The sequence below is a fragment of the Blastococcus aurantiacus genome (assembly GCF_900102425.1).
Lineage (GTDB): Bacteria > Actinomycetota > Actinomycetes > Mycobacteriales > Geodermatophilaceae > Blastococcus > Blastococcus aurantiacus.
This window is the reverse complement of the sequence record NZ_FNBT01000009.1, coordinates 1-23055: the sequence shown is the minus strand read 5'-3', so window position 1 is coordinate 23055 and position 23055 is coordinate 1. Positions and strand designations below refer to the sequence as shown.

Below are 23055 nucleotides of genomic sequence, written 5' to 3'. Positions count from 1 at the left end.
CGAAGTGACCTGGGTCGCACCTCGGAATGCGGTCCGTGTCCGGCCGCCTTCGAGCCGTCGTGGACCTGTTCTCCCCCGTCGCCCTGGGCGACCTGCAGCTGGCCAACCGCGTCGTCATGGCGCCCCTCACCCGCCTGCGCGCCGGTGAGAGCGGCGTACCCGGTGACCTGATCGTCGAGCACTACGCGCAGCGCGCGAGCCTCGGGATGATCATCACCGAGGGCGTCTGGCCGAACCCGCAGGGCCAGGGCTACCCCGGCCAGCCGGGCATCGTCACCGACGAGCAGGTCGAGGGCTGGCGCCGCGTCGCCGGGGCCGTGCACGAGCGGGGCGGGCTGGTCGTCATGCAGCTGATGCACGCCGGCCGGGTCACCCACCCCGACGTCAACGGCGGCCGGGACGCCGAGGCGCCGTCGGCTCTCGCCATCGAGGGCCAGGTACGTACGCCGGCCGGCAAGAAGCCGTACCCGGTGCCGCACGCGCTGACGACCGAGGAACTGGCCCGCGTCCGGGACGAGTTCGTGCAGGCCGCGCGCAACGCGGTCGCCGCGGGCCTGGACGGCGTGGAGCTGCACGGGGCCAACGGCTACCTGCTGCACGAGTTCCTGTCGCCGGCGTCCAACGAGCGCACCGACTCCTACGGCGGCACGCCTGCGAACCGGGCCCGCTTCGTCGTCGAGGTGGCGACGGCGGTGGCCGAGGCGATCGGCGCCGGTCGCGTGGGCCTGCGCATCTCGCCGCAGCACAACATCCAGGGCGCGTTCGAGACCGACGAGGCGGACGCGCTGCTGACCTACGGCTCGCTGCTGGACCAGCTGCGCCCGCTCGGCCTGGCCTACCTCTCGGTGCTGCACGCGGAGCCCGGCGGCGAGCTGGTGCAGGAGCTGCGACGGCGCTTCGGCGGTCCGCTGGTCGCCAACAGCGGCTTCGCGTCGGTCACCTCGCGTGCCGAGGCGATCAGCCTGATCGAGGACGCGCACGCCGAGGCCGTCGCGGTCGGGCGCCCGGTGATCGCCAACCCGGACCTGGTCGAGCGCTGGGCCGGCGAGCACCCGGAGAACGAGCCGCAGCCGCACCTCTTCTACGCCGCCGGCGCCGAGGGCTACAACGACTACCCCACGCTGGAGCAGGTCGGCTGACTCTCGCATGATCACCACGCACTGAGGGCGCCTCTCCCCGCGCCGGGGAGAGCCCTCAGCGCGTTCTCGCGACGGCCGGCTCGGTCCGCAGGCCCTGGTCCCACAACTCCCAGGTCTGGCACCCCCAGAAGACGGCGAAGCAGCCGATCAGGCTCGCCTCGATGACGAGCAGCCAGTGCTCGACGCCCAGCCAGGCCAGGAGCAGGCTGCCGACGACGCAGGCGGCCATCGCCAGCGCGATCCAGGTGTAGCGGTTGAGCCGCCGGACGGGCGCATCGGTGCCGCGGCGCTCGTAGTAGATGTTCACCGCGTTGACGACGACGTTGACGAAGACGAAGACGAACATCGCGATGGCGGCGACCGGGTGGCCGTACCGGTCGAACCACTCCGGCTGCAGCCAGAAGACGGCGACCGCCGCGAGGAAGACCAGAACCGACTCCGCATACCCCAGGATCTCGATGCCGGTGGGCGCCGGTTCGTCGTTGCTGCTCCTGCGGTTGTGCCACCGGAGCGCGGCGAGGGCGACCAGCCCGGCACCGAAGACGACGAGCAGCGCGACGACGTTGTTCGCGATGTTCAGGTCCCGGTTGAGACCGTCGGTCACGACCCCGCACGCGCTGGGATCGTGGATGGGCACCAGTGCGACGAACGGCGCGCAGATGCCGGCGAAGTTCAGCAGCACGTCCTCGGAGTCGGTGTTGCCCTTGAGCGACACCAGGCACACGCCGATGGCGACCAGCGCGCCGACGAACAGGTTCTGGACCGGGGTGTAGTAGTAGCCGCTCAGCGAGGTCTGCCAGCAGGTGCCGTCGACCCGCAGCACCTCGTGGACCACGGCGACGGCCAGGCCGAGCACCATCGCGACCATCGCCAGCCGCAGGTACCGGTACGTCTTCACGGCGGCGACCGCCGGCCGCGGCCCGGGCGTCTGCCCGGTCGCGACGCGCTCCAGCCACCTCATGACCGCCCCCGTCCCTCGCCGGGAATGGTCGGGGCGGTGGCCGCCCGAGGCAATTCCGTGCGCCGGTCAGCCCTCGAGCAGGCCGGCCTCGTGGGCGAGGATCGCCGCCTGGGTGCGGTTGGCCAGGTCCAGCTTGGTGAGCAGCCGGGAGACGTAGGTCTTCACCGTCGCCTCGCTGACGAACAGCCGGCGCGCCAGGTCGGCGTTCGAGTCGCCGGTGCCCAGCAGCGCCAGCACCTCCCGCTCGCGGTCGGACAGTCCGGCGACCTTCGACAGCGCCTCGGCCCGTCGCGGGGCGGCCCGCCGGCCGACGTAGGACTCGATGAGCGTCGCCGTCACCTTGGGCGAGAGCGTCGCCGTCCCCTCGGCCACCGCCCGTACCGCCGCGGCGATCTCCCTCGGCGGCGTGTCCTTGAGGAGGAAGCCCGCGGCTCCGGCGGCGAGCGCGGCGTACACGTACTCGTCCAGGTAGAAGGTCGTGAGGACGGCGACCTGCGGCGGCTCCGGCAGCGCGAGCAGCTGCTCGGTCGCGGCGAGCCCGTCCAGCACCGGCATGCGGATGTCGACGAGCACGACGTCCGGCGCCTGCTCCCGGGCCGCCCGGACGCCGTCGGCACCGTTGCCCGCCTCGCCGACGACCTCGAAGTCGCCCGCGGCCTCGAGCACCGTGCGCAGGCCGAACCGCACCAGCTCCTCGTCGTCGACCAGCAGCACGCGGATCACGCCGGCAGCACCGCCTCGACGCAGAACCCGCCGTCGAGCCGAGGTTCCGCGGTCAGCCGGCCCCCGAGGGTCCTTACCCGCTCGCCCAGCCCCACGAGGCCGAACCCGCCGCCGGGCGTCGTCTCCGGGGCTGCGGACGTCCGGCCGTCTCCGTGCGGCGCCCCGTTCACCACCCGCACGGCCAGGTGGTCGCCGGTCCGGACGACCGTCAGCTGCACGGGAGCGCCGGGGGCGTGCCGCCCGGCGTTGGTGAGCGCCTCCTGGGCGATCCGGTAGGCGGCCCGGCCGACCGGCGGGGCGACGTCGACCGCCGGCAGGTCCAGCTCCACGGCCATGCCCGCCTCCCGCGCGTGGGCGACCAGTCGCGGGAGGTCCTCCAGCCCGGGCTGCGGGCCGAGCGGGGCCTCCTCGTCGAGGTCGCCGGCGCGCAGCACGCCGACCATCTGGCGCAGCTCGTCCAGCGCGCGGCGTCCCGCGGTCTGCACCTGTCCGGCCAGCTGCTCGACCCGATCGGCGTCCCGCGCCGCCATCTCGATCGCGCCGGCCTGGAGCACCATGAGGCTCACCCGGTGGCCGACGGCGTCGTGCATCTCGCGGGCGATGCGGGTCCGCTCGGTGAGGACGGCGTCCCGCGCGAGCAGCTCCCGCTCGGCCTCGGCCCGCTCGGCCCGCTCGCGCAGCGCGGCGAACAGCTCGGCGCGCGTGCGCTGCCAGACACCCAGTGCGCCGGGCAGCAGGACGAGGAGCGCCGCCGTGCCGATCCCGCCGATCCAGTCGCTGCGGGTCTCGAGCCCCCACGGCCGCAGCGCGAGCAGGCTCCCGATCCCCCCGGCGACGGCGAGCGTGCGCCACGAGGCGACGTACCGGGCGACGGCGTAGGCGGAGATCAGCAGGCCGGTGGCGATGCCGATGGCGCTCAACGCCGCACCGACGGCGAAGGGAACCAGGGGTGCCCGCCGCCGCAGGAGGAACAGCAGCACGCCGAGGACCAACCCGACGAGGACCAGCAGGAGCGAGCCCAGCGGCCCCGGGTTCACCGCGGCGACCTCGAAGGCGACGACCGCCGCGCAGCTCACCGCCACGTGCAGCTCGAGCCAGACGGCGCGCGCGCCGAGGCCCGGCCACAGGCGGTCCCGGAGCGTCATGCGGGGAGCGTATTTCCGGACGGACGGGCCGCGGGTCGCCCGTGCGTGCACTCCTGGGCCAACTTTCGGATGACGGTGCAGAGCCGTCCGCAGACCCGGTTCCGCTGCTCGCGGCCGACGCGGCAGCCCCCGCCGCCCCGGCAGGTTCGTCGTCACCACCTCGACGAACTGCGGAGGCACCATGATCACGGTCAGCGGGCTGACCAAGAGGTACGGCGACCGGACCGTCGTCGACGACGTCTCGTTCACGCTCGAGCCGGGCACGGTCACGGGCTTCCTCGGCCCGAACGGCGCGGGCAAGACGACGACGATGCGCATGATGACCGGGCTGGTGCCGGCGTCGGCCGGCGTCGCGACGGTGGACGGGCGGTCGTACGGCGAGCTGCCCAACCCGGGCGCCGTCGTCGGCACACTGCTCGACGCCTCCGCCGTGCACCCCGGGCGCACCGGACGCACGCACCTGCGGCTGCTGGCCTCCGCGGTCGGCGTCCCGGCCGCGCGGGTGGACGAGGTGCTGCACCAGGTGGGGCTGGCCGACGCCGCCCGGAGGCGGGTGGGCGGCTACTCGCTGGGCATGCGGCAGCGGCTGGGCATCGCCGGGGCGCTGCTGGCCGATCCTCCGGTGCTGATGTTCGACGAACCGGTCAACGGCCTGGACCCGGAGGGCATCCGCTGGATGCGCGACCTGCTGCGCGGGCACGCCGCGCGCGGCGGCACGGTGCTGCTGTCGTCGCACCTGCTGGGCGAGGTGGAGCACACGGTCGACCGGCTACTGGTGATCGGGGACGGACGGATCGTCGCCGACGGCTCGGTGACCTCGCTGCTCGGTGCCGACGGCGTGGCGGTCCGTGCGCTGCAGCCCCGCGCCCTGGCCGTGGCCCTCGAGGCCGCCGGGTTCCACGTGGAACGCGAGGACGACGGCGTGCTCGTCGTCGCCGACGCCTCGCCGGCCGAGGTCGGCGCGGTGGCCGCCGCCGGTGGCCACGTCCTGGTCGATCTGCGACCCGTGCAGCGCGGCCTCGAGGACCTGTTCTTCCAGCTCACCACTTCTCCGAAAGGGAACCTCCGATGACCACGACCCTGACCTCCTCCGCTCCGCCGCTCGGCGCCACCGTCGAGGTGCGCCGGACCGGTCCGTCCCTCCCGTCCCTCGTCGGGCTGGAGGTGCGCAAGTCCCTGTCCTCGCGCTCGGGCATCGCGATCGCCGCGTCGGCGGTGGTGATGGGCCCGTCCGGGTTGCTGCTGGCCGCGCTGGACGCCGAGTTCGGCTGGGTGGCAGCACCGATGGGTGTCGTCGCGATGATGACCGGGCTGGTGCTCCTGGCGCTGGGCGTCGTCTCGACCGCGGGGGAGTGGACCCACGGAACCGTGCAGACGACATACCTGCTGGTGCCGCGGCGCGGGCTGGTGCTGGCCGCCAAGTCGGTGGCCGTCGCGCTCCTGGGTGCTGCGTTGGCGGCCGTGTCGGCGGCGCTGTCGCTGGCGGTCATCGCCGCGGTCGGTGTGGACTACCTGAACTGGGACGGCTGGGTCCAGGCAACGGTGGTGACGCTGGCCGCTGGAGCGGTGTTCGCGGTGATCGGTGCCGGCATCGGAGCGGCCACCGCGAACACCACGGCCGCGCTGACCGTGCTCTACCTGTTCATCATGGGCGTGCTGCCACTGGTCCGGGTCGGGAAGCCCGAGCTCGGGGACGCGGTCGACCCGGCCCACGCCACCATGCTGCTGGCTCAGGGCATGGAGGAGACCCGGTCGATCCTCATCCTCGCCGGCTGGGTGGTCGTCTCCTCGGTGGCCGGCTGGACCCTCACCCACCGGCGCCCGGTGCAGTGACTCGCGGAGTGCGGTGATCCATCGGCCGGGGCGGAATGCCGCCCCGGCCGATGACTCGTCAGACCCGCAGTGCTGCGGCGACCGGGCCGAGCTGGACCGCCGACGGGGTGAAGCCGGTGACGATCAGTCGCACGGCGAGGCAGATCTCCCAGGCGGCGACGGGGATGGCGGCCACGAGGGCGACCGCCGACGTCTGCGCGTACAGCCCGAAGAGCACCGCGGTGGACGACGCGAGGACCAGCGCACCGCCCGCCAGCCCGAGGCGGGCGATCCAGCGGGGGACCAGTCCCGAGCGCAGCATCAGCCAGGCCAGCAGCATGCTGTTGACGCCGATGACCAGGCCGGGCCCGAGCAGGAACGTCCAGTCGTGCAGGGCGATCAGCGTCCGGGCGGCAGTGGTCAGGGCGTCGTCACTGCCGGCCGAGGCCTGGCGCAGGCTGACCAACGACAGCGTGGCCACGATGCCCACGCTGATGATCGCGGCCTCGAGCAGCCGCCCGCAGACGTAGCCGAGCGCGACGCTGGGGCCGTACTGCCTGATCACCGGGTAGAGCGCCACGCCGGTGCCGATGCAGGAGCCGGCGAGCAGCAGCTCGAGGAAGCCACCCAGGAGCACCTGCGAGTCGGCCCCGGCGCCGAGGACGTAGGCCGGGTCGCTCAGCGCAGGCTGGTACAGCGCCAGGCCGGCGATCGCGGCGACGAACGCGACGACGAAGAACCACCCTGCCGCGACGGCGTTCCCTCTGCTCGGTCCCATGGTGCTACCTCTCGATTGGCGGTGTACGGCGTACACCCGATGGCTCGAACGTTAGGTGTACGGTGTACGCCTGTCAACCATGGGGGTGCGGACGTTGACCGACGGGGTGGTGCGACGTACGCCGCTGAGCCGCGACCGGGTGCTGCGGGCGGCGGTCGACCTCGCGGACGTCGTGGGCATCGAGGCGCTGAGCATGCGGCGGCTGGCGCAGGAGCTGGGCGTCGTCCCCATGGCCCTCTACAAGCACGTCGCGAACAAGGACGAGCTGGTGGACGGCATGGTCGACGTCGTCCTGGGCGAGATCGAGCCCGCCGATCCCACGCCCGACTGGCAGGCCGCCGTCCGCCGTCGCCTGCTCTCGGCACGGGAGGCCGTGCTGCGCCATCCCTGGGCGCGCAAGGCGATCGAGTCGCGCACGCGGCGCACGCCGATGGTCCTGGGCTACATGGACTCGCTGGCCGGGATGTTCCGCGCCGGCGGCTTCTCGGCCGACCTCACCCACCACGTCATGCACGCGCTGGGCAACCGGATGTGGGGCTTCAGCCCGGAGCTGTTCGAGGAGGCGCGGGATCCGGACGCCCCGCCGCCCGCCGTCGAGGAGCAGGAGGCGATGGCCGCCGAGTTCGGCCGGAGATTCCCCCACATCCTCGAGATCGCGACGGTCGCCACCCAGGGGGATCTCTCCGGCGTGGGGGGTGGCTGCGACGAGCAGTTCGAGTTCGAGTTCGCCCTCGACGTCCTGCTCGACGGGTTCGAGCGGCTCCGCGTGCAGGGCTGGACGTCCCGCCGCTGAGAACGCGAACGGGCCCGCCTGCGGGTGCAGGCGGGCCCGGATCGGTTCCGCACGGGTCAGCCGGCGGCCTCGATGAGCTGGGCCATGCGCTCCTGCTCGCCGAGCACCTCGCCGATGCGGTTCTGCACCTCGTCGAGCCGTCCGATGATCTCGCCGGTCGTGCGGATGCCCTCGCCGACGGCCTTGCTGCTGGTCTGGATGCCGGCGATCTGGTCGGCCACCCGCTGGGTCGCCTTGGCCGTCTCCCGGGCGAGGTCCTTGACCTCGCTGGCCACGACCGCGAAGCCCTTGCCCACCTCGCCGGCCCGCGCCGCCTCGATGGTCGCGTTGAGCGCCAGCAGGTTGGTCTGGTCGGCGATGCCCGAGATGATCCGGATGACCTCGCCGACGGCGGCCGACGCCTCGTCCAGTGCGACGACGTCCCCGGTCATCGTCGAGGCCTGGTGCACGGCGCTCTCCGCCACGCGGCCGGCCTCGTTGGCGGCCTCGCGCAGCCTCGCGACGGTGACCAGCAGTTCGCGGGCCTGCTCCGCGCTCTCCTCGTTGCGGCGCAGCACGTCCAGCCGCTGCGACACCAGCTGCTGCACGTTGCGCAGGGACGCGGACCGGGAGTCGGAGAGCTCGATGGTCTTCGTGACGAAGAAGTCCATCGTGCCGACCACCTTGCCGCTCACCACGAGCGGGAAGCAGACGCCGGACTTCACGCCGGCGCGCTGGGCGGCGGGTGCGCGGACGCAGTCGGTCACCTGGCCGATGTCCTGCACGAACACCATCTCCTTGGCCCGCCAGGCGCGGCCGGACAGGCCCACGCCCTCGGCGAAGCTGGCGCTCAGGGTGACGGCGCGGAACTCCTCGCCCGCCGAGCCCGACTCCTGCTGGAAGCGGAGCACGTTCGCCGACTCGTCCAGTGCCCAGTAGGAGCCGTACGCCCAGCCGAACGCGCTGCGCACCGTGTCCAGGGCGACGCGCAGGGCCTCCTCCTGGTTGCGCGCAGCGCCGATCTTGGTGACGACGGTGGTCACGGCCTCGCGGTCGTGCAGCGTCTCCTGCAGGTGTGCGCGGGCGACGGCAGCCCGCTGGGCGTGCACGAGGACGCCGCGCAGTGCGCGCCACTTGGACGCCCGGGCGCCGACGAACGGCAGTTCGCCGGCGTTGTAGAACTCGTACAGGGAGACGACGGTGCCGCGCTCGTCGAGGATGGGCAGGACGCACCCCCGGGTGGCGCCGGCGGACTGTGCGGCCTTCCAGCGCCCGCAGAACGCCGGGTCGGTGGTCTCGTTGGCCAGGACGACGTCCTGCGTCTTGATCGCCTGGCCGGCCAGCCCCTCGGAGGGCAGGAGCCGCGCGACACGTGCGGCCTGCATCGTCTCCGTGTAGCCGCCGCTCTCGGCCGCCAGCGAGAAGCCGCCGTCGGCGTCGACCATCCAGGCAGCGCCGTAGTCGAGGCCCAGTTCCCGCGCCAGCGTGGTGACGATGGTCCGGTGCGCCTCGGTGGCGTCGCTCACGCCGGTGTCCAGCGCGTTGATGACCGCCTCGACCGCCTCGACGTCGCGGGGGACTGGAACGGGTGCGGTCCCGGGTGTGATCCCGCGCGTACGTCGGTTCATCGGTCTCTCTCGGCTCGCTCGTCGGACGGCGACCGGAGGCCGGGACGCCGTGAGGCGGTATCGGCAGCTTGAGTTCCGAGACGTACCGGAGACGCCTCGCTTCATGGCGCGCAACCGACACCGCCGTCAGGCGGTTCCCCGCCCCGCCTCACCGGCCGGCGTCGGGTCCTCCGCGCCGTGCACCGTCCCGAAGGTGGAGCCGGCGGCGGGGTGCGGGCCCTCGCGCGTCAGCGACGCCTTCATCTCCGCGGGGGCCAGCGCCCGCGCGACGTGCCAGCCCACCACCGCGACGATGGTGCCCAGCGCGATGCCGCCGAGGGAGAAGTCGTCGGTGATCTGCAGGAGAGGAGCGTCGTTGCCGGAGTTGCCGACGGCGATGACGATGCCGGCGGCCAGCGGTACGAGGTTGACCGGGTTGCCGAAGTCGACCCGGTTCTCCTTCCAGATCTTGGCGCCGAGCAGCCCGATCATCCCGTAGAGGACGACGGTGATGCCGCCGAGCACCCCGCCCGGGATCGCGTTGATCAGGGCGCCGAACTTGGGCACCAGGCCCAGGCAGATCGCGACCACCGCCGCGACGTAGTAGGCGGCCGTCGAGTACACCCGCGTCGCGGCCATCACGCCGATGTTCTCCGCGTACGTGGTGGTGGGGGAGCCGCCGACCGACGTCGCCAGCACGGTCGTGACGCCGTCGGCCAGCACCGCCCGGCCGATCATCGGGTCGAGGTCGCGCCGGGTCATCTCGGCCACCGCCTTCACGTGGCCGGCGTTCTCCGCGACCAGGGCGATGACCGCCGGCAGCACCAGCAGCGCGAAGTTCGCCGAGAACGACGGACCGGTGAAGTCGGGCAGGCCGAACCAGGGCGCGTTCCCGACCGCGTCGAAGCTGACCCGGTCGTGCGCGAAGGGGGCCGCCACGCAGTACGGGCCCTCGGCGGTGCAGGCCTCGCCGGAGGCGTCCCGCAGGTTCTGCCCCGGCAGGGCCGAGGTGTGCGGGCCCGCGGTGGCGTCGAGCAGGATCGAGAGCAGGTAGCCGAACACCAGGCCGAGCAGGATCGAGATGCGGGCCAGGAAGCCGCGCAGCAGCAGCGAGGCGACGACGACGAACGCCATCGTCGCCAGCGCCACCCACTGGTCCTGCTGCCAGTAGGTCGCCGTCGCCACCGGCGCGAGGTTGAAGCCGATGAGCATGACCACGGCGCCGGTCACCGCCGGGGGCAGCACCCGGTTGACCACCCGGACGCCGACCAGGTGGATGACCAGGCCGGCCAGCGCGAGGACGACGCCGGACACGAGCAGGGCACCGAGGACGTCGGCGTCCGAGCCTCCCGCGGCGCGCACCGCGACGACGCCGCCGACGAACGACGCGGAGCTGCCCAGGTAGCTGGGCACCTTCCCCTGCACGATCAGCAGGAACAGGATGGTCGCGACCCCGCTCATCATTATCGCGAGGTTCGGGTCCAGGCCCATGAGCAGCGGGAAGACGAACGTCGCCCCGAACATGGCGACGACGTGCTGCGCGCCGATGCCCGCCGTCCGCGGCCAGCTGAGCCGCTCGTCGGGGGCCACCGCCTCGCCCAGAGGCAGGGTCTTCCCGTCCCCGTACAGCTTCCACCCGAACGCCATCGGTGCCTCCTCGACCAGCACGGACGCCCGCGAACCGGCAGCGGGCGACGCGCATCGTCGCACCCCGGGACGGCGCCGCCCCGGGGGTGGTCGGCCCTCAGTCCAGAGCGCAGCTCAGCAGGCTCCCGACCGCGTCGGCGAACTGTTCGCTCCGGGTCAGCGGCTCGGGGAAGGCGACCCGTACGTCGTAGCCACCCCGCGGCGACTCCACCCGGTAGCGGACGCCGAACCGGTCCAGCCCGAGGAGCCGGACGTCGTCCCGCCGCCCGGCCCAGGCCTGCACCCGCACGCGCAGCCGGGCCAGCGCCTCCTCCTCAGCCGCCAGCAGGTCGGCCTCGGCCTCGGTGACCGGGTCGGGGGCGGCGGCCACGAAGTCCTCGGGTTCGACGTGCTCGACCGCGTGCGACTCGTGCAGGACGACCTCGGCGACGTCGAGCTGCAGCAGGGCGGCGGTCAGGCCCACCTCGAACAGCGCGTCGCACGGGCACGCGTCGGCGAAGGCCAGCACGGCGGCCGGCACGTCCGCGCCGGGCACCGGCGTCAGCCAGCCGGCGAGCTCCACCAGCGCGCGGATCGGCTGGCGCAGCCGGGAGGGCGCCCGGTCGGTCACGGTCAGCCGGGCGGGGAGGTCGCCGACCGGGGAGCCGGCGAGCGCCGGCAGGAGCGGTCCGGCGCACGGGACGACGACCAGCGTGCGGCCGTCGGACGTCGTCGCCGCTGCCAGGGCGGGCGTCGTGCCCGTGCCGAGGACGTGCAGCGCGGCCGTCGGCCGGGCCGCGACCGTGCGCGCCCGCTCGGCCGGCGACGGCTGACCGCCCGCGGCGGGGGGAGCGGTGACCGGAGCCGGTGTGCCGGCGCGGAGCCGGCTCGGCCTGCGACCAGTCGTCATGGGACCACCTCGGTACTCTCGGTCGGGGCTAGTAAGGTGAGCCTAACCAAAGACGGAGGTTCTCGTGAACACACCCCGGCCCAAGATCCGGATCAGCCGCGCCCTGGGCATCGCGCTCACCCCCAAGGCGGTCGCCTACTTCGAGCGCCGGCCCTACCCACCGGGCGAGCACGGCCGCAAGCGCCGCAAGGACAGCGACTACTCGACCCGGCTCAAGGAGAAGCAGCGGCTGCGAGCGCAGTACGACATCAGCGAGACCCAGCTCCGGGCCGCCTTCGACCGCGCGAAGCGGAGCGGCGGCAAGACCGGCGAGGCGCTGATCCAGGATCTCGAGTCGCGGCTGGACGCCACCGTGCTCCGCGCCGGCTTCGCCCGGACCATCTACCAGGCCCGCCAGTTCGTCACCCACCAGCACGTCCTGGTCAACGGCAGGCGCGTCGACCGGCCCTCCTACCGCCTGAGGCCGGGCGACTTCGTCCAGATCGCGGAGCGGTCGCAGACCTTGGAGCCGTTCGTCGTCGCCGCCTCGGGTGCGCACGCCGAGCCCCCGAAGTACCTCGAGGTCACGCTGGCCGACCTGGTCGCGCGCTACGAGCGGACGCCGACCCGCGACGAGGTCCCGGTCATCTGCGAGGAGCAGCTGGTCGTGGAGTACTACTCGCGCTGACCTCCGCCGGGTCGGGGCCCCGGCGCACACTTCCTCCCGTGGACGTCGTCCGTGCCAGCAAGCGGCTGTCGTACGTGCTGCGGCACCGGCCGGACTCCGTCGGGCTGGTCCTGGACGACGCCGGCTGGGTGGAGGTCGATGCTCTCCTGGCGGCGCTGGGCATGTCCCGGGACGAGCTCGAACGCGTCGTCGCCACGAACGACAAGCGGCGCTTCGCGCTCGATGCGACCGGCACCCGCATCCGGGCCAGCCAGGGCCACAGCGTCCGGGTCGACCTCGGCTACGCGGCCCGCCGTCCACCGGAGACGCTGTTCCACGGCACGCCGGAGCGCAACGTCGCGGCGATCCTCGCGGACGGTCTGCGGCCGGGGCGGCGTCATGCGGTGCACCTGAGCGTCGACGCCGCCACGGCCCGGCGGGTCGGGGAACGCCGCGGGAGGGCGGTCGTCCTGCGCGTCGATGCCGGGCGCCTGGCCGACGACGGGGCGGTCCTGACCCGCTCCGAGAACGGCGTCTGGCTGGTCGACGCCGTCCCGCCGTCCTACCTGTCGGTCCTCAGCGCCTGAGCTCGGCCGGCACCCGGACGACCAGCAGCGCGACGTCGTCCTCGGTGCCTCCGCCGAGCTCGGAGAGCAGCCCGTCGCAGAGCTCGTCCAGCGGCTCGCGTGCCCGCAGCTGGAGCTGGCCGAGCAGCCAGTCGGTGCCTTCGTCGAGCGTCCAGCGGCGTCGCTCGACGAGCCCGTCGGTGTAGAAGAGCAGCGTGTCACCCGGGCGCAGGCCCAGTTCGTGGTCCGTGCGCCGGGTCGCCGCGGCGACCCCGAGCAGCGGTTCGGGGGTTCGCGCCAGCAGTTCCGTGGTGCCGTCGTGGCGCACCAGCACCGGCGGTGGATGACCGGCGTTCGACCACCGCAGCGTCACGGTGCCTCCGCCCCCGTCCACGGTGGCGACGACGAGGGTGATCAACGTCGGCAGGCGCAGCCCGGTGAGCACGTCGTCGAGCCCGGTGAGCACCGCCGCGGGCGACGACGGGCCGGTCCGGGCGATCGCGCGGAGCATTCCCCGCGCCTCGGCCATCGTCGCCGCTGCCTCGGCGTCGTGGCCGGCGACGTCCCCGATGACCAGCACGGTGCCGCCGTCCGGGAGCCCGAAGCCGTCGTACCAGTCCCCGCCCACCTGCGCGTGCCGGCTGGCGGGCACGTACCGCACGGCGGACTGCAGCGCGGGCAGGTCCGGTGGCACGCCCAGGAGGTGCCGCTGCAGCGTCCGCGCCGTGTCGAGCCCGACCCGCGCGGCCGCTGCCTCCACACCGAGCCGGGCGACCTCGGCCTCTCGTCGGAGCCGCAGGGTGCAGGCGACGACGGCGGCGACGGTGCCTGCCGCGATGCCGATCAACCGGATCACCTGGGCCGTCAGCTGGGCGTCGGCGTACAGCCCGTCGTAGAGGCCCAGCAGCGCGCCGACGACGACCGCCAGCGCCCCGTGCGCCACGGTCGCCCGCCGGCCCAGCGCGGTGGCCGCGACGAGCGGCGCGATGACGACGAGCGTCAGGACCACACGGTCGCGCCCCAGTCCGACGTCGAGGGCGGCGACGAGGATCAGGACGCCGAGCGGCAGTGCTCGCTGGATGCGGTCCGAGCCGCCCAATCGTCGCTCCCCACAGCCGGGCCAACGGCCGCATCCGGACTTCGGTGCACCGTAGATGACCGGATGCCCACGTCCCGCGCACCGGGGTGGCGGGTCGCCGTCCTGGTGGTGGAGCGCCGCGCGCCCGCTGCTTCCTGCTTGCCGTGCGGTTCCCGGACCGACAGGCTCCGCGGCATGTGGAGTCATGCCTTCGGGAACGGCGACCCGGACCTCGAGCGACGGATGAACCGGCCGGAGAACGAGGTGCCGGCGGCGCTGCCGATGAACCGACTGCTCGTCCGCACCCCCGACGTCGCCGTGGCGCTGCTCGGGCTGCAGGTCTACACGACGGGCGTGGCCTTCCAGCTCGCTGCCCGGGCCAGGGGCCCCGAGGACCCCGCCGCCCCGGACCGCCTCGGCGACCTCTTCTGGAACCACCGCGGCGGCAGCCCGCGCTTCCTGCTCGGCGTGCAGTTCGCCGACGGTCGCCGGGCGAGCAACGTGCCGGTTCGCGGAGCCGACGGAGACCTGGTCTTCCACCCGGGTGGCGGCAGCGGAGGGTCGGTGTCGGTGGACCAGGACTGGTGGCTCAGCCCGCTGCCGCCCGAGGGGCCGCTGCTCGTCGTCGTGCGCTGCCCGGAGATCGGGCTGGAGGAGACCGGAACAGAGCTCGACGGCACGGCGATCCGCCGGGCCGGGGAGTCCGCGACCGTCCTGTGGCCCTACGAACCGCCTCTCGAGCAGCCTCACGAGCCGCCGCCTCCGCCCGACCTCCCGGCCGGCAGCTGGTTCGCCGGCTGACTCAGGCGTCGAGCAGGTCCTCGACGGCGGCCAGCCAGCAGCGTGGCGCGCGCCGCCCCGGGGTCGGCCAGGTCTCGGTCACCGTGCTTTCCGCGTCCGGCAGAGTCGACTCGGCTGCCCGCGGAGCGGTATTCCCGGGCGCCGCTCCCGCCTCCCCACCAGGGCGTTCGTCATTCCGCAGGAATGGCGGACGACGACCGATCCGCCGTGTCGACTCAGCGACTCGAGTTTCTTTTGGGACAGGAGTCAAGAACGGCGGAGCCCTGCCGAAAGCTGCTCCGTCAAGGATGACGGCGCAGCTTTCGCGAACCGGCTGAGAAGCATTCGGGCGGGTCTGGGCCACTGAGAGAACGGATTCCTCCCATGCGCCTGTCGCGCGTTCTGCTCGCCGGTGTCGCGGTCGCCGCTGCCGGCATCGCCACCTCCGCCTTCACCGCCAGCAACGACGTGCCCGACAGCGTTGCCGGCTACGGGCAGGGGCTGGTGACCGGTGCGGAGATCGACACGATCCACTACGTCCGCAACGCGGACGACGGCACGATCCTCGACGCCGTCGAGTTCACCGTGCTGACGGACATCTCGACCGCCACGTCCACCATGACGCTCAAGATCGGGGCTGACAGCCAGGGCGACGGTGGAACTGTCGTCGGGGACCCCTACGCCTGCACGGTCAAGACGCCCTGGAACGCCGGCGGTACCCCGCCCAGCCTGGTCCTGATCTGCGACACGACCGGTTCCGTCCGGAACTTCGAGGACTTCAACGCCGTCGGTCTGACGGTCGTGCAGTAACCAGGAGACCGTGCCCCCGTTATGAGCAACGCAGTCAAGGCCGCCAGCACCAGCGCCGTCGTCGCGCTGGTGCTGGCGGCTGTCTGGCTGTTCTGGCCGGTTCAGCTCGGCGGTGCCACGGTCTACGTCACCACGCACGGCGTGAGCATGGAGCCGGGCTTCTCCACCGGTGACCTCGCCGTGCTGCGTCCCGCCGACGCCTACGAGGTCGGCGACGTCGTGGCTTATCACTCCGGGACCCTCGACACGGTCGTCATGCACCGGATCGTCGCCGTGGACGGCGACCGGTTCGTCCTGCAGGGCGACAACAACGACTGGCTCGACGAGGACCGCCCGACGTCCGACGAGCTGCTCGGCCGGCTGTTCCGCCAGGTCCCCCAGGGCGGCAAGGTGCTGGCCGCCATCGCCTCCCCGTGGTCCCTGACCCTGATCGGCGCCGTCGTCGTCGGGTTGGTCGGTACCGGCACCGCCCGTCGGCCGAAGGGCCGGCACGCCGCTCGTCCGCGGGCCACAGGCTCCCGTGCGCCGGCCGCGCTGACCCTGCCGACAGCGTTCTCCATGCCCACCCGCGCGCAGGCCCGCCAGATCGCGGTCGCCTCCGGCGCCGTCGCAATCCTCGCCGCGGGTGCGGGCGCGGTGCTGCTCGCCCTGCCCTCGACGGAGACCCAGGTCCGCAGCCAGCCGGTGACCCAGGAGGGCCGGTACACCTACGCCGGTGTCGCCGAAGCGGGGACGACGTACCCGACCGGTGTCATCTCGACCGGCGACCCGATCTACACGAAGCTCGCCGACGCGCTGACGGTCTCCTTCGAGCACGGCGTGACCGCCCCTGGCCTCGACGAGGTCGAGGGCGACCTACGGCTCGACCTCTCCGTCGCCACCTCCGACGGCTGGACCGCCGCCCTGGGCAGCAGCCCCACCGTCCCCGTGCGGGACGGGACGGCCACCGCCACGGCCGACCTCGACCCCACCCTCGCTGCGGCCCTTGTCGGCCGGCACAACGCGGAGATCGGCGGCAACGCCGGTTCTGCCACCATCGTGGTCACGCCCGTCGTCGCGGTCCGCGGGAGCCTCCAGGGGAAGCCCTTCACCGCGGCCGACCTGGACCCGCTCGCCTTCACCATGGACACGATGTCGCTGCGGCCCCCCGCGGTCGACGCCGCCTTCACACCGGCCGGCTCGATCCCGGTGTCCGTCGACGAGGTCGTCCCGCGTTCGTTCACCGCGCTCGGCGTGGACCTGCCCATCGACGCGGCCCGGGTCGTCGCGGTTGCCGTCCTCCTCGCGGCCCTGCTCGTGACCGCGATCGCCGGTGGGATCAGCCACTCGACCAGCGGGAACGCGGCCGACGCGTTCGCCGTCCGCAACGCCGCGCGGATCCTGCCGGTCACCGGGCTCACCCCCGGGGGCAGCGTCGTCGACGTCTCCGACGCCCAGGCCCTGCGGCGGGTGGCCGAGCGGGTCGACGGACTGGTGCTGCACCACGCCGGGCCCGAGGGCCAGACCTTCGCCGTCCAGGACAACGAGACGACCTACCGCTTCGTCTTCCCCGACACCGCGATCACGCGGACGCCCCCGCCGCCGCCACCCCCGCCGGTCCTGGTCTCGCTGGCGGCGCCGGCCACCTCCCCTCTCCCGCGCATCGCCTGAGTGCGCCGGCGGCCGCTCAAGAGGGAGTCCCCGGCTGCCGACGACAGAGGTGTGACTGCAGCACCCCTCCTCGCCTCCGGCCCGAGCCCTGACCTGCTGCGCGAGTACGAGCTGCCCGAGGGCGCCCCGGCCGAGCAAGTGCGCGCCGTGACGCGCGTGGCCGCGACCGTCTGCGGCGTGCCCCATGCGGTGGTCAACCTGCTCGACGAGTGCTTCCAGCACCAGGTGGGTGAGATCGGCTTCCCCGGCTCGCGGTCCGATCTCTCGGAGTCCATGTGCGCGCTGGCCATGCGCGAACCCCGGCTGCGTCACGTCCCCGACGCCAGCAGCGAGCCCGCCTACGCGGGCAACCCCTGGGTCGACGGCCGCCTGGGCAAGGTGCGCCTCTACGCCACGGCGCCGATGCGGCTGCTCGACGGGCGGGTGCTCGGCACCCTGTGCGTCTTCGCCGAGGAACCCGGCTCGCTCTCGCCCGCGCAGCTGGGAGCCCTCGAGGATCTCGCTGCCCAGGCCGTGGCGCTGTTCGAGCAGGGGCGCCTGGCCCGCGAGCTCGCTGCGGCGAGGGACCAGGCGCTGGCCGCCACCCGCGCCAAGACCGCCTTCCTGGCCGCCGCGAGCCACGAGATCCGGACGCCGCTCAACGGCGTCCTGGGCATGCTCGAGGCGCTCGAGCTCGAGCGGCTCACCCCCCGCCAGGGCGAGTTCGTCTCCCTGGCCCGCAGCTCGGCGGAGTCCCTGCTCGCACTGCTCAACGACGTGCTCGACCTGTCCAAGGCGGAGACCACCGCCGTCACGCTCGCCGAGCGCGAGTTCCGGCCGGCCGACGTCGCCGCCGAGGTGGTCACCGCCCTGCTGCCCGTGGCCCGGCGCAAGGGGATCGAGCTGGCGGTCCGGGGCAGCGACGACGGCCTGCTCCTGGGTGACCCGGTGCGGCTGCGCCAGGTGATCATGAACCTCGTCGGCAACGCACTCAAGTTCACCGAACGCGGTCGGGTGCACGTCGCCGTCCGCATCGACCACGACCCTGACGCGACGGCAGCGCGACTGCGACTGTCCGTCTCCGACACCGGTGCCGGCATGGAAGCCGATGAGATCCAGCGGCTCTTCCGCCCCTTCGTGCAGGGGGCGCAGGGCGCGCGCTTCGGCGGGACCGGACTGGGCCTCGCCCTCAGCCAGCAGATCGTCGGGCTCATGGGCGGGCGGATCGACGTGGTCAGCCGCCCGGGCACCGGCTCTCTGTTCACCGTCGTCGTCGACCTGCCCGGGGCGACCGGCGACGCTTCCGCCGCCGTCCCGGCCGATCGGCCGGCCCCCGCGGCGTGGACCGTCCCGGGACCACGGGCGCCGTCGCGCCGCGCGGTCCGCGTGCTCGTCGCCGACGACAGCGAGGTGAACCTGCGCGTCGCCGAGGCGTTGCTCCAGGCCGAGGGCGCGGAGGTCGTGACCGTCGAGGACGGCGACGAGGCCGTGCGGACCGTGGCGGCGGAGCACTTCGACCTGGTGCTGCTCGACATGCAGATGCCCCGCATGTCGGGGCCGGACGCCGCGCGCGCCATCCGGGCACTGGACGGACCACGCTCCCGCACGCGGCTGCTCGCCCTCACCGCCGCGACCACGGAGGAGGACCGCGAGGCCTGCCTCGCGGCGGGCATGCAGGGCGTGCTGCTCAAGCCCGTGCGCCGGGCGGAGCTCCGGGCGGTCCTCGACGAGGCCACGCCCGCCTGAGCGCGGCGTCGGCGCTCAGCGGCGCCAGAAGTCGAAGCGGTCGCGGCCGGGCCGGAAGCCCGCCGCCTCCACGACGTCGACGGCGAGGTCGAACTTCTGGCCGACCGCCGAGGGGTTGTGGGCGTCGCTGCCGTAGCTGACCGCCTCGCCGCCCTCCTCGTAGAACCAGCGGATCTGGTCCGCCGACGCCAGCGGGCTGCTCGTGTTGATCTCCAGTGCCCGGCCGGACCGGGCCAGCGCGCGGAAGACTGCCCGGTACTCCTCCTCGTAGTCCTTCTCCACGAAGCGGTGCGTCCCCCCGGGCCAGTAGCGGCGCGGGAAGTCGACGTGCGCGAGCACCTGGAAGACGGCGCTGCTCTCGATCATGTCCACCAGCTCGGCGAGGTAGCGGCGCATCGTGCCGTCCTCGTCGTTCCACAGCAGGTGGCCGACGCCGTAGAGCTTGCCGTTGTGGGAGAGCGAGTGCAGCGAGCCCAGGACGCGGTCCACCGGGGCGTCGCGCAGGTAGGCGGCCACGCTGCTGCCGAACAGGTGCGGCTCGCCCGTCTCGACGCCGGAGAGGATCCGCAGCTCAGGGAAGCGCTCCCGGACCTCGGTCAGCTCGGCGAAGTAGCCCTGGACGTCGATCTCGGCGTGCCGGGACGCGTGCCGCTCGACCAGACCCTCGTCGGTCGCACGGTCGTCGGGGTCCCAGACGGTGAAGTCGAGGTGCTCGGTGAAGGCGATCGACGGCAGCCCGAGCTGGATCGCCTTCTCGCACGCCCGGCGCATCGTCGAGGAGTCGGCCGTGTCCCACGACCAGTGCGTGTGGACGTGGTTGTCCGGCGGTCGCTGTCGCTGATGTGCCATCGCCTGTGGATTCTCCACCGTCGCCCACAGGTCCCGCGCGCTGGTCCGTGCTGTCACCCGGGATGCCTACTGTCGGGGGCATGACCACCGCCGCGCCGACGTCCGAGGCCGCCAGCTCCGTGCACGCGGAGGCGCTGGCCGTGCTGCGCGAGCTCACCGGCCGGCCCGACGCCGTCTTCCGCGAGGGTCAGGACGCCGCCGTCTCCGCCCTGGTCGAGCGCTCCCAGCGAGCCCTGGTCGTGCAGCGCACGGGTTGGGGCAAGTCGGCGGTCTACTTCGTCTCCACCGCGCTGCTGCGCCGCCGGGGCAAGGGACCCACCTTGCTCGTGAGCCCGCTCCTGGCGCTCATGCGCGACCAGGTCGCGGCCGCGGCACGCGCCGGCATCCGCGCGGTCGAGATCTCCAGCGCCAACATGACGGAGTGGGACGACATCGCGGCCCGCCTGGTCGCCGACGACGTCGACGTCCTGCTGGTCTCGCCCGAGCGCCTCACCAACCCGCGGTTCCGGGAGGAGCAGCTGCCCGGGCTCGTGGCCCGCTGCGGCCTCGTCGTCGTCGACGAGGCGCACTGCGTCTCCGACTGGGGCCACGACTTCCGTCCCGACTACCGCCGCATCCGTGACCTGCTGGGCACCCTCCCGGCCGGGACGCCGGTGCTCGCGACGACCGCCACCGCCAACGAGCGCGTCGTCGAGGACGTCGCCGAGCAGCTGGGCGCCGGTGGGGTCGAGGTCACGACCGTGCGCGGGCCGCTGTCGCGGGACTCCTTGCGGCTGGGCGTGCTCCGGCTGCCGTCGGACCGGGCCCGGCTGGCCTGGCTGGCCGCGCGCATCGGCGACCTGCCCGGCAGCGGCATCGTCTACGCGCTCACCGTCGCCGCGGCCGAGGAGACCGCCGCGCTGCTGCGGGACGCCGGCCACGTGGTGCGCTCCTACACCGGGCGGCTCGACGACGCCGACCGCAAGGACGCCGAGGAGGCGCTGCGCAACAACGAGGTGAAGGCGCTGGTCGCGACCTCCGCTCTCGGCATGGGCTTCGACAAGCCCGACCTCGGCTTCGTCGTGCACCTGGGCGCGCCGTCGTCGCCGGTCAGCTACTACCAGCAGGTCGGCCGCGCGGGTCGCGCCGTCGAGCACGCCGACGTGCTGCTCCTGCCCGGGCCCGAGGACATCGCCATCTGGCAGTGGTTCGCCACCTCCTCCATGCCCCGCGAGGACCACGCCGCCGCGGTGCTCACCGCCATGGCCGACGGCAAGGCCTGGTCGGTGGCCCGGCTGGAGACCGTCGCCGACGTGCGCCGCTCCCGTCTGGAGCTCCTGCTCAAGGTGCTCGCCGTCGACGGCGCCGTGGAACGGGTGCAGGGCGGCTGGCGCTCGACCGGGCAGCCCTGGGTCTACGACGCCGACCGCTACGCCCGGGTCACGCGCACCCGGGAGGCCGAGCAGCGGGCGATGCTGGCGTACGCCAAGCCCGTCGACGAGGCCGAGTGCCGGATGGCCTTCCTGCAGTCGGCGCTGGACGACCCGACCGCGGCGCCCTGCGGGCGGTGCGACGTCTGCGCCGGTCCCTGGTACTCCACCGACGTCCCCGAAGCGGCTGCGGATGCCGCCTCGGCGGCGCTGGACCGACCCGGTGTTGAGCTGCCGCCCCGGGCGCAGTGGCCCACCGGCGCGGACCGGCTGGGTGTCGACGTGAAGGGGAAGATCGCCGCCGGCGACCAGCTCGAGCCCGGCCGCGCCGTCGCCCGGCTCACCGACCTCGGCTGGGGTCAGCGGCTGCGCACCCTGCTCGGTGACGACGGTGTGGGTGGGGTGGTCGCGCTCGACCTGGAGGCTCCCGGCATCGAGGAGGACCCGGACGCCGCCTTCGACGTGCCGGTCCAGCGCTCCATCTCCGATGTCCCCCCGGACGAGGAGCTGATGCGGGCCTGCGCGCGCGTGCTCTCGGCGTGGGACTGGTCCCAGCGCCCGGTCGCCGTCGTGGCGATGCCGTCGCGGCGCCGTCCCCGTCTGATCACCGGCGTGGCCCAGGGGCTGGCCCGCATGGGCCGGCTGGACTACCTGGGCGAGCTGTCGCTGGCGCACGGCGGACCGACCGGTCAGCCCGGCGGCAACAGCGCCTTCCGCCTGGCCGCCGTCTGGGACCGGATCGTCGTCGGCCCGGAGTTGCAGGAGCGGCTGGCCGCCCTGTCGGGCCCGGTGCTGCTGGTCGACGACCTGGCGGACTCCCGCTGGACCATGACCGTGGCCGGCCGCGAGCTCCGGCGGGCCGGGGCGTCGGCCGTTCTGCCCTTCGCCCTGGCGCTCACCGCCTAGCGAGCTCCGTCCACACCTTTTCGCACACCTGTGCGAAAAGTCGGGGTAGCGTCCACGGCATGGGACTCGCCCACCAGCCGTCGATGTGGGACGTGGCCGAGGAGGCCACGCTGACCCCGCTGGCCGGCCGCGTGCAGCGGCATCTGCTGAGCGCCGGTGCCTGGGTCGACCACCTGCCGGGCTGGGTGTCCGGCTCGGACGAGGTCCTCGAGGTGCTGCTCGGCGACATCGGCTGGCGCGAGGACACCCGCCAGATGTACGAGCGCGAGGTCGTCGTCCCCCGGCTGCTGCGCTGGTACGGCGGCGACGAGACGCTGCCGCACCCGCTGCTGACCGAGGCGCGGACGGCGCTGAACACCCACTACGGCCCGGAGCTCGGCGAGCCCTTCGTCAGCGCCGGCATGTGCCTCTACCGCGACGGGCGCGACAGCGTCGCCTGGCACGGCGACCGGCTGGGCCGGGGGCGGAGCGGCGACACGATGGTCGCCATCGTCTCGTTCGGATCACCACGCCCGCTCATGCTCCGACCGGTGACCGGCGGACCCAGCCTGCGGTTCCCGCTGGGGCACGGCGACCTGGTGGTGATGGGCGGGTCGTGCCAGCGCACGTGGGAGCACTGCATCCCCAAGACGACGAAGCCGGTCGGGCCGAGGGTCAGCGTCCAGTTCCGCCCCAGCGGCGTGGCCTAGGCCCGTCCTCGCGGTCGCCGGGGCAGGGAGAAGCCCAGGTGACAGGGGTTCGCAGGGGTCCTCGCGACGTCGTCGCGGGGCTGCGGGGGACCCCCCTGCAGAGGCCCCCGATCGTCATGTAATGTTCTCCATGCGCCGCGCGGACCTGAGGGTCTGCCGGACCGGGACCCGCCGCTGGCGGGGGCAACGGAAACCGGCGTAGTGTTGGACATCCAGCCAGGGACGACGCCCGGAAGGGTCGAGTGTCTGCGCGTCCGCTCTTTGAGAACTCAACAGCGTGCCGAAAGTCAGTGCCAAGTAATACCCCGTGTCCCGGCTACTTGTGGTCGGGGCAGGGATTCCTTTGGTTGATTGATATCGAGAGTGCTAGCTCTCGGTTCTCAGCTGCGATCAAATCATCTACGGAGAGTTTGATCCTGGCTCAGGACGAACGCTGGCGGCGTGCTTAACACATGCAAGTCGAACGGTGAACCC

General features: G+C 73.4%; 21 protein-coding genes and 1 rRNA gene. 13 read left to right on the top strand and 9 right to left on the bottom strand.

Annotated features, from left to right (window positions below; all coding sequences use genetic code 11):
- Positions 1–59 precede the first annotated feature (59 nt).
- Positions 60–1139, top strand: coding sequence for an alkene reductase (locus tag BLS70_RS17080; protein WP_091770434.1), 1080 nt, complete (start codon positions 60–62; stop codon positions 1137–1139).
- Between the two features lie 55 nt (positions 1140–1194).
- On the opposite strand, the gene BLS70_RS17075 is transcribed toward BLS70_RS17080, so the two are convergent.
- The 3 genes from BLS70_RS17075 to BLS70_RS17065 form a co-directional block, all read right to left on the bottom strand.
- Positions 1195–2100 (bottom strand): hypothetical protein, encoded by a 906-nt coding sequence (locus tag BLS70_RS17075; RefSeq protein WP_091770432.1) that lies wholly within the window; start codon positions 2098–2100, stop codon positions 1195–1197.
- 66 nt (positions 2101–2166) lie between these two features.
- Positions 2167–2823 carry a response regulator transcription factor gene (locus BLS70_RS17070; RefSeq protein ID WP_091770430.1) on the bottom strand — a complete coding sequence of 219 codons (657 nt, stop codon included), beginning with the start codon at positions 2821–2823 and terminating at the stop codon, positions 2167–2169.
- Positions 2820–3968 (bottom strand): sensor histidine kinase, encoded by a 1149-nt coding sequence (locus BLS70_RS17065; RefSeq protein WP_176946464.1) that lies wholly within the window; start codon positions 3966–3968, stop codon positions 2820–2822. Before BLS70_RS17065 ends, BLS70_RS17070 begins: the two co-directional genes overlap by 4 nt.
- A gap of 181 nt (positions 3969–4149) precedes the next feature.
- Here BLS70_RS17065 and BLS70_RS20555 point away from each other — a divergent pair, with 181 nt between their 5' ends.
- Complete coding sequence (locus BLS70_RS20555; protein ID WP_143030441.1) at positions 4150–5040, top strand: ABC transporter ATP-binding protein; 891 nt, start codon at positions 4150–4152, stop codon at positions 5038–5040.
- A complete protein-coding gene (locus BLS70_RS20550) occupies positions 5037–5801 on the top strand; it encodes an ABC transporter permease subunit (protein WP_143030440.1) in 765 nt (254 codons plus the stop codon). Before BLS70_RS20555 ends, BLS70_RS20550 begins: the two co-directional genes overlap by 4 nt.
- Positions 5802–5859: 58 nt before the next feature.
- On the opposite strand, the gene BLS70_RS17055 is transcribed toward BLS70_RS20550, so the two are convergent.
- The gene (locus BLS70_RS17055; protein ID WP_091770426.1) at positions 5860–6558 is read right to left on the bottom strand and encodes a DUF4386 domain-containing protein; all 699 of its coding nucleotides are present in this window, start codon (positions 6556–6558) and stop codon (positions 5860–5862) included.
- Between the two features lie 94 nt (positions 6559–6652).
- On the opposite strand from BLS70_RS17055, the gene BLS70_RS17050 reads away from it, so the two are divergent.
- Entirely contained in the window at positions 6653–7351 is a 699-nt protein-coding gene (locus BLS70_RS17050; protein ID WP_255362540.1) for a TetR/AcrR family transcriptional regulator, read from the top strand.
- 56 nt (positions 7352–7407) lie between these two features.
- On the opposite strand, the gene BLS70_RS17045 is transcribed toward BLS70_RS17050, so the two are convergent.
- From BLS70_RS17045 to BLS70_RS17035, 3 genes are all read right to left on the bottom strand, one after another.
- On the bottom strand, positions 7408–8958 hold the full coding sequence (locus BLS70_RS17045) for a methyl-accepting chemotaxis protein (protein ID WP_091770422.1): 1551 nt from the start codon (positions 8956–8958) through the stop codon (positions 7408–7410).
- Positions 8959–9084: 126 nt separating this feature from the next.
- Positions 9085–10584: a uracil-xanthine permease family protein gene (locus BLS70_RS17040; RefSeq protein WP_091770784.1), complete on the bottom strand. Its 1500-nt coding sequence runs from the start codon at positions 10582–10584 to the stop codon at positions 9085–9087.
- A 97-nt stretch (positions 10585–10681) separates the two neighbouring features.
- Complete coding sequence (locus tag BLS70_RS17035; RefSeq protein ID WP_091770420.1) at positions 10682–11473, bottom strand: hypothetical protein; 792 nt, start codon at positions 11471–11473, stop codon at positions 10682–10684.
- 64 nt (positions 11474–11537) lie between these two features.
- Between BLS70_RS17035 and rpsD the strand changes: the two genes are divergently transcribed.
- Both rpsD and BLS70_RS17025 read left to right on the top strand, forming a co-directional pair.
- On the top strand, positions 11538–12140 hold the full coding sequence (rpsD, locus tag BLS70_RS17030; RefSeq protein ID WP_091770418.1) for a 30S ribosomal protein S4: 603 nt from the start codon (positions 11538–11540) through the stop codon (positions 12138–12140).
- A gap of 38 nt (positions 12141–12178) precedes the next feature.
- Positions 12179–12706 (top strand): RNA 2'-phosphotransferase, encoded by a 528-nt coding sequence (locus tag BLS70_RS17025; RefSeq protein ID WP_091770415.1) that lies wholly within the window; start codon positions 12179–12181, stop codon positions 12704–12706.
- Here BLS70_RS17025 and BLS70_RS17020 read toward each other — a convergent pair.
- Positions 12696–13784, bottom strand: a complete 1089-nt coding sequence (locus BLS70_RS17020; protein WP_255362539.1) for a PP2C family protein-serine/threonine phosphatase — start codon at positions 13782–13784, stop codon at positions 12696–12698. The two genes, BLS70_RS17025 and BLS70_RS17020, sit on opposite strands and share 11 nt — an antisense overlap.
- A gap of 174 nt (positions 13785–13958) precedes the next feature.
- Between BLS70_RS17020 and BLS70_RS17015 the strand changes: the two genes are divergently transcribed.
- The 4 genes from BLS70_RS17015 (at position 13959) to BLS70_RS17000 (ending at position 18728) form a co-directional block, all read left to right on the top strand.
- Positions 13959–14564 carry a hypothetical protein gene (locus BLS70_RS17015; RefSeq protein WP_143030439.1) on the top strand — a complete coding sequence of 202 codons (606 nt, stop codon included), beginning with the start codon at positions 13959–13961 and terminating at the stop codon, positions 14562–14564.
- 363 nt (positions 14565–14927) lie between these two features.
- Entirely contained in the window at positions 14928–15353 is a 426-nt protein-coding gene (locus BLS70_RS17010) for a hypothetical protein (protein ID WP_091770411.1), read from the top strand.
- Positions 15354–15374: 21 nt separating this feature from the next.
- Positions 15375–17003 carry a signal peptidase I gene (locus BLS70_RS17005; RefSeq protein WP_091770410.1) on the top strand — a complete coding sequence of 543 codons (1629 nt, stop codon included), beginning with the start codon at positions 15375–15377 and terminating at the stop codon, positions 17001–17003.
- A 51-nt stretch (positions 17004–17054) separates the two neighbouring features.
- Positions 17055–18728, top strand: coding sequence for a GAF domain-containing hybrid sensor histidine kinase/response regulator (locus BLS70_RS17000; RefSeq protein WP_091770408.1), 1674 nt, complete (start codon positions 17055–17057; stop codon positions 18726–18728).
- A gap of 15 nt (positions 18729–18743) precedes the next feature.
- On the opposite strand, the gene BLS70_RS16995 is transcribed toward BLS70_RS17000, so the two are convergent.
- Complete coding sequence (locus BLS70_RS16995) at positions 18744–19634, bottom strand: histidinol-phosphatase HisJ family protein (protein ID WP_255362538.1); 891 nt, start codon at positions 19632–19634, stop codon at positions 18744–18746.
- 23 nt (positions 19635–19657) lie between these two features.
- On the opposite strand from BLS70_RS16995, the gene BLS70_RS16990 reads away from it, so the two are divergent.
- The 3 genes from BLS70_RS16990 to BLS70_RS16980 all read left to right on the top strand — a co-directional run.
- Entirely contained in the window at positions 19658–21892 is a 2235-nt protein-coding gene (locus BLS70_RS16990; RefSeq protein WP_091770404.1) for a RecQ family ATP-dependent DNA helicase, read from the top strand.
- A gap of 59 nt (positions 21893–21951) precedes the next feature.
- A complete protein-coding gene (locus BLS70_RS16985; protein ID WP_091770402.1) occupies positions 21952–22581 on the top strand; it encodes an alpha-ketoglutarate-dependent dioxygenase AlkB in 630 nt (209 codons plus the stop codon).
- Positions 22582–22979: 398 nt separating this feature from the next.
- Positions 22980–23055, top strand: a 16S ribosomal RNA gene (locus BLS70_RS16980); the annotation flags it as partial.

Bases quoted from the DNA above. Each gene is read 5' to 3' on its own strand.
- BLS70_RS17075 (WP_091770432.1), bottom strand. From the start codon at position 2,100: ATGAGGTGGCTGGAGCGCGTCGCGACCGGGCAGACGCCCGGGCCGCGG.
- BLS70_RS17065 (WP_176946464.1), bottom strand. From the start codon at position 3,968: ATGACGCTCCGGGACCGCCTGTGGCCGGGCCTCGGCGCGCGCGCCGTC.
- BLS70_RS20555 (WP_143030441.1), top strand. From the start codon at position 4,150: ATGATCACGGTCAGCGGGCTGACCAAGAGGTACGGCGACCGGACCGTC.
- BLS70_RS20550 (WP_143030440.1), top strand. From the start codon at position 5,037: ATGACCACGACCCTGACCTCCTCCGCTCCGCCGCTCGGCGCCACCGTC.
- BLS70_RS17055 (WP_091770426.1), bottom strand. From the start codon at position 6,558: ATGGGACCGAGCAGAGGGAACGCCGTCGCGGCAGGGTGGTTCTTCGTC.
- BLS70_RS17045 (WP_091770422.1), bottom strand. From the start codon at position 8,958: ATGAACCGACGTACGCGCGGGATCACACCCGGGACCGCACCCGTTCCA.
- BLS70_RS17040 (WP_091770784.1), bottom strand. From the start codon at position 10,584: ATGGCGTTCGGGTGGAAGCTGTACGGGGACGGGAAGACCCTGCCTCTG.
- BLS70_RS17035 (WP_091770420.1), bottom strand. From the start codon at position 11,473: ATGACGACTGGTCGCAGGCCGAGCCGGCTCCGCGCCGGCACACCGGCT.
- BLS70_RS17015 (WP_143030439.1), top strand. From the start codon at position 13,959: ATGTGGAGTCATGCCTTCGGGAACGGCGACCCGGACCTCGAGCGACGG.
- BLS70_RS17010 (WP_091770411.1), top strand. From the start codon at position 14,928: ATGCGCCTGTCGCGCGTTCTGCTCGCCGGTGTCGCGGTCGCCGCTGCC.
- BLS70_RS17005 (WP_091770410.1), top strand. From the start codon at position 15,375: ATGAGCAACGCAGTCAAGGCCGCCAGCACCAGCGCCGTCGTCGCGCTG.
- BLS70_RS16990 (WP_091770404.1), top strand. From the start codon at position 19,658: ATGACCACCGCCGCGCCGACGTCCGAGGCCGCCAGCTCCGTGCACGCG.
- BLS70_RS16985 (WP_091770402.1), top strand. From the start codon at position 21,952: ATGGGACTCGCCCACCAGCCGTCGATGTGGGACGTGGCCGAGGAGGCC.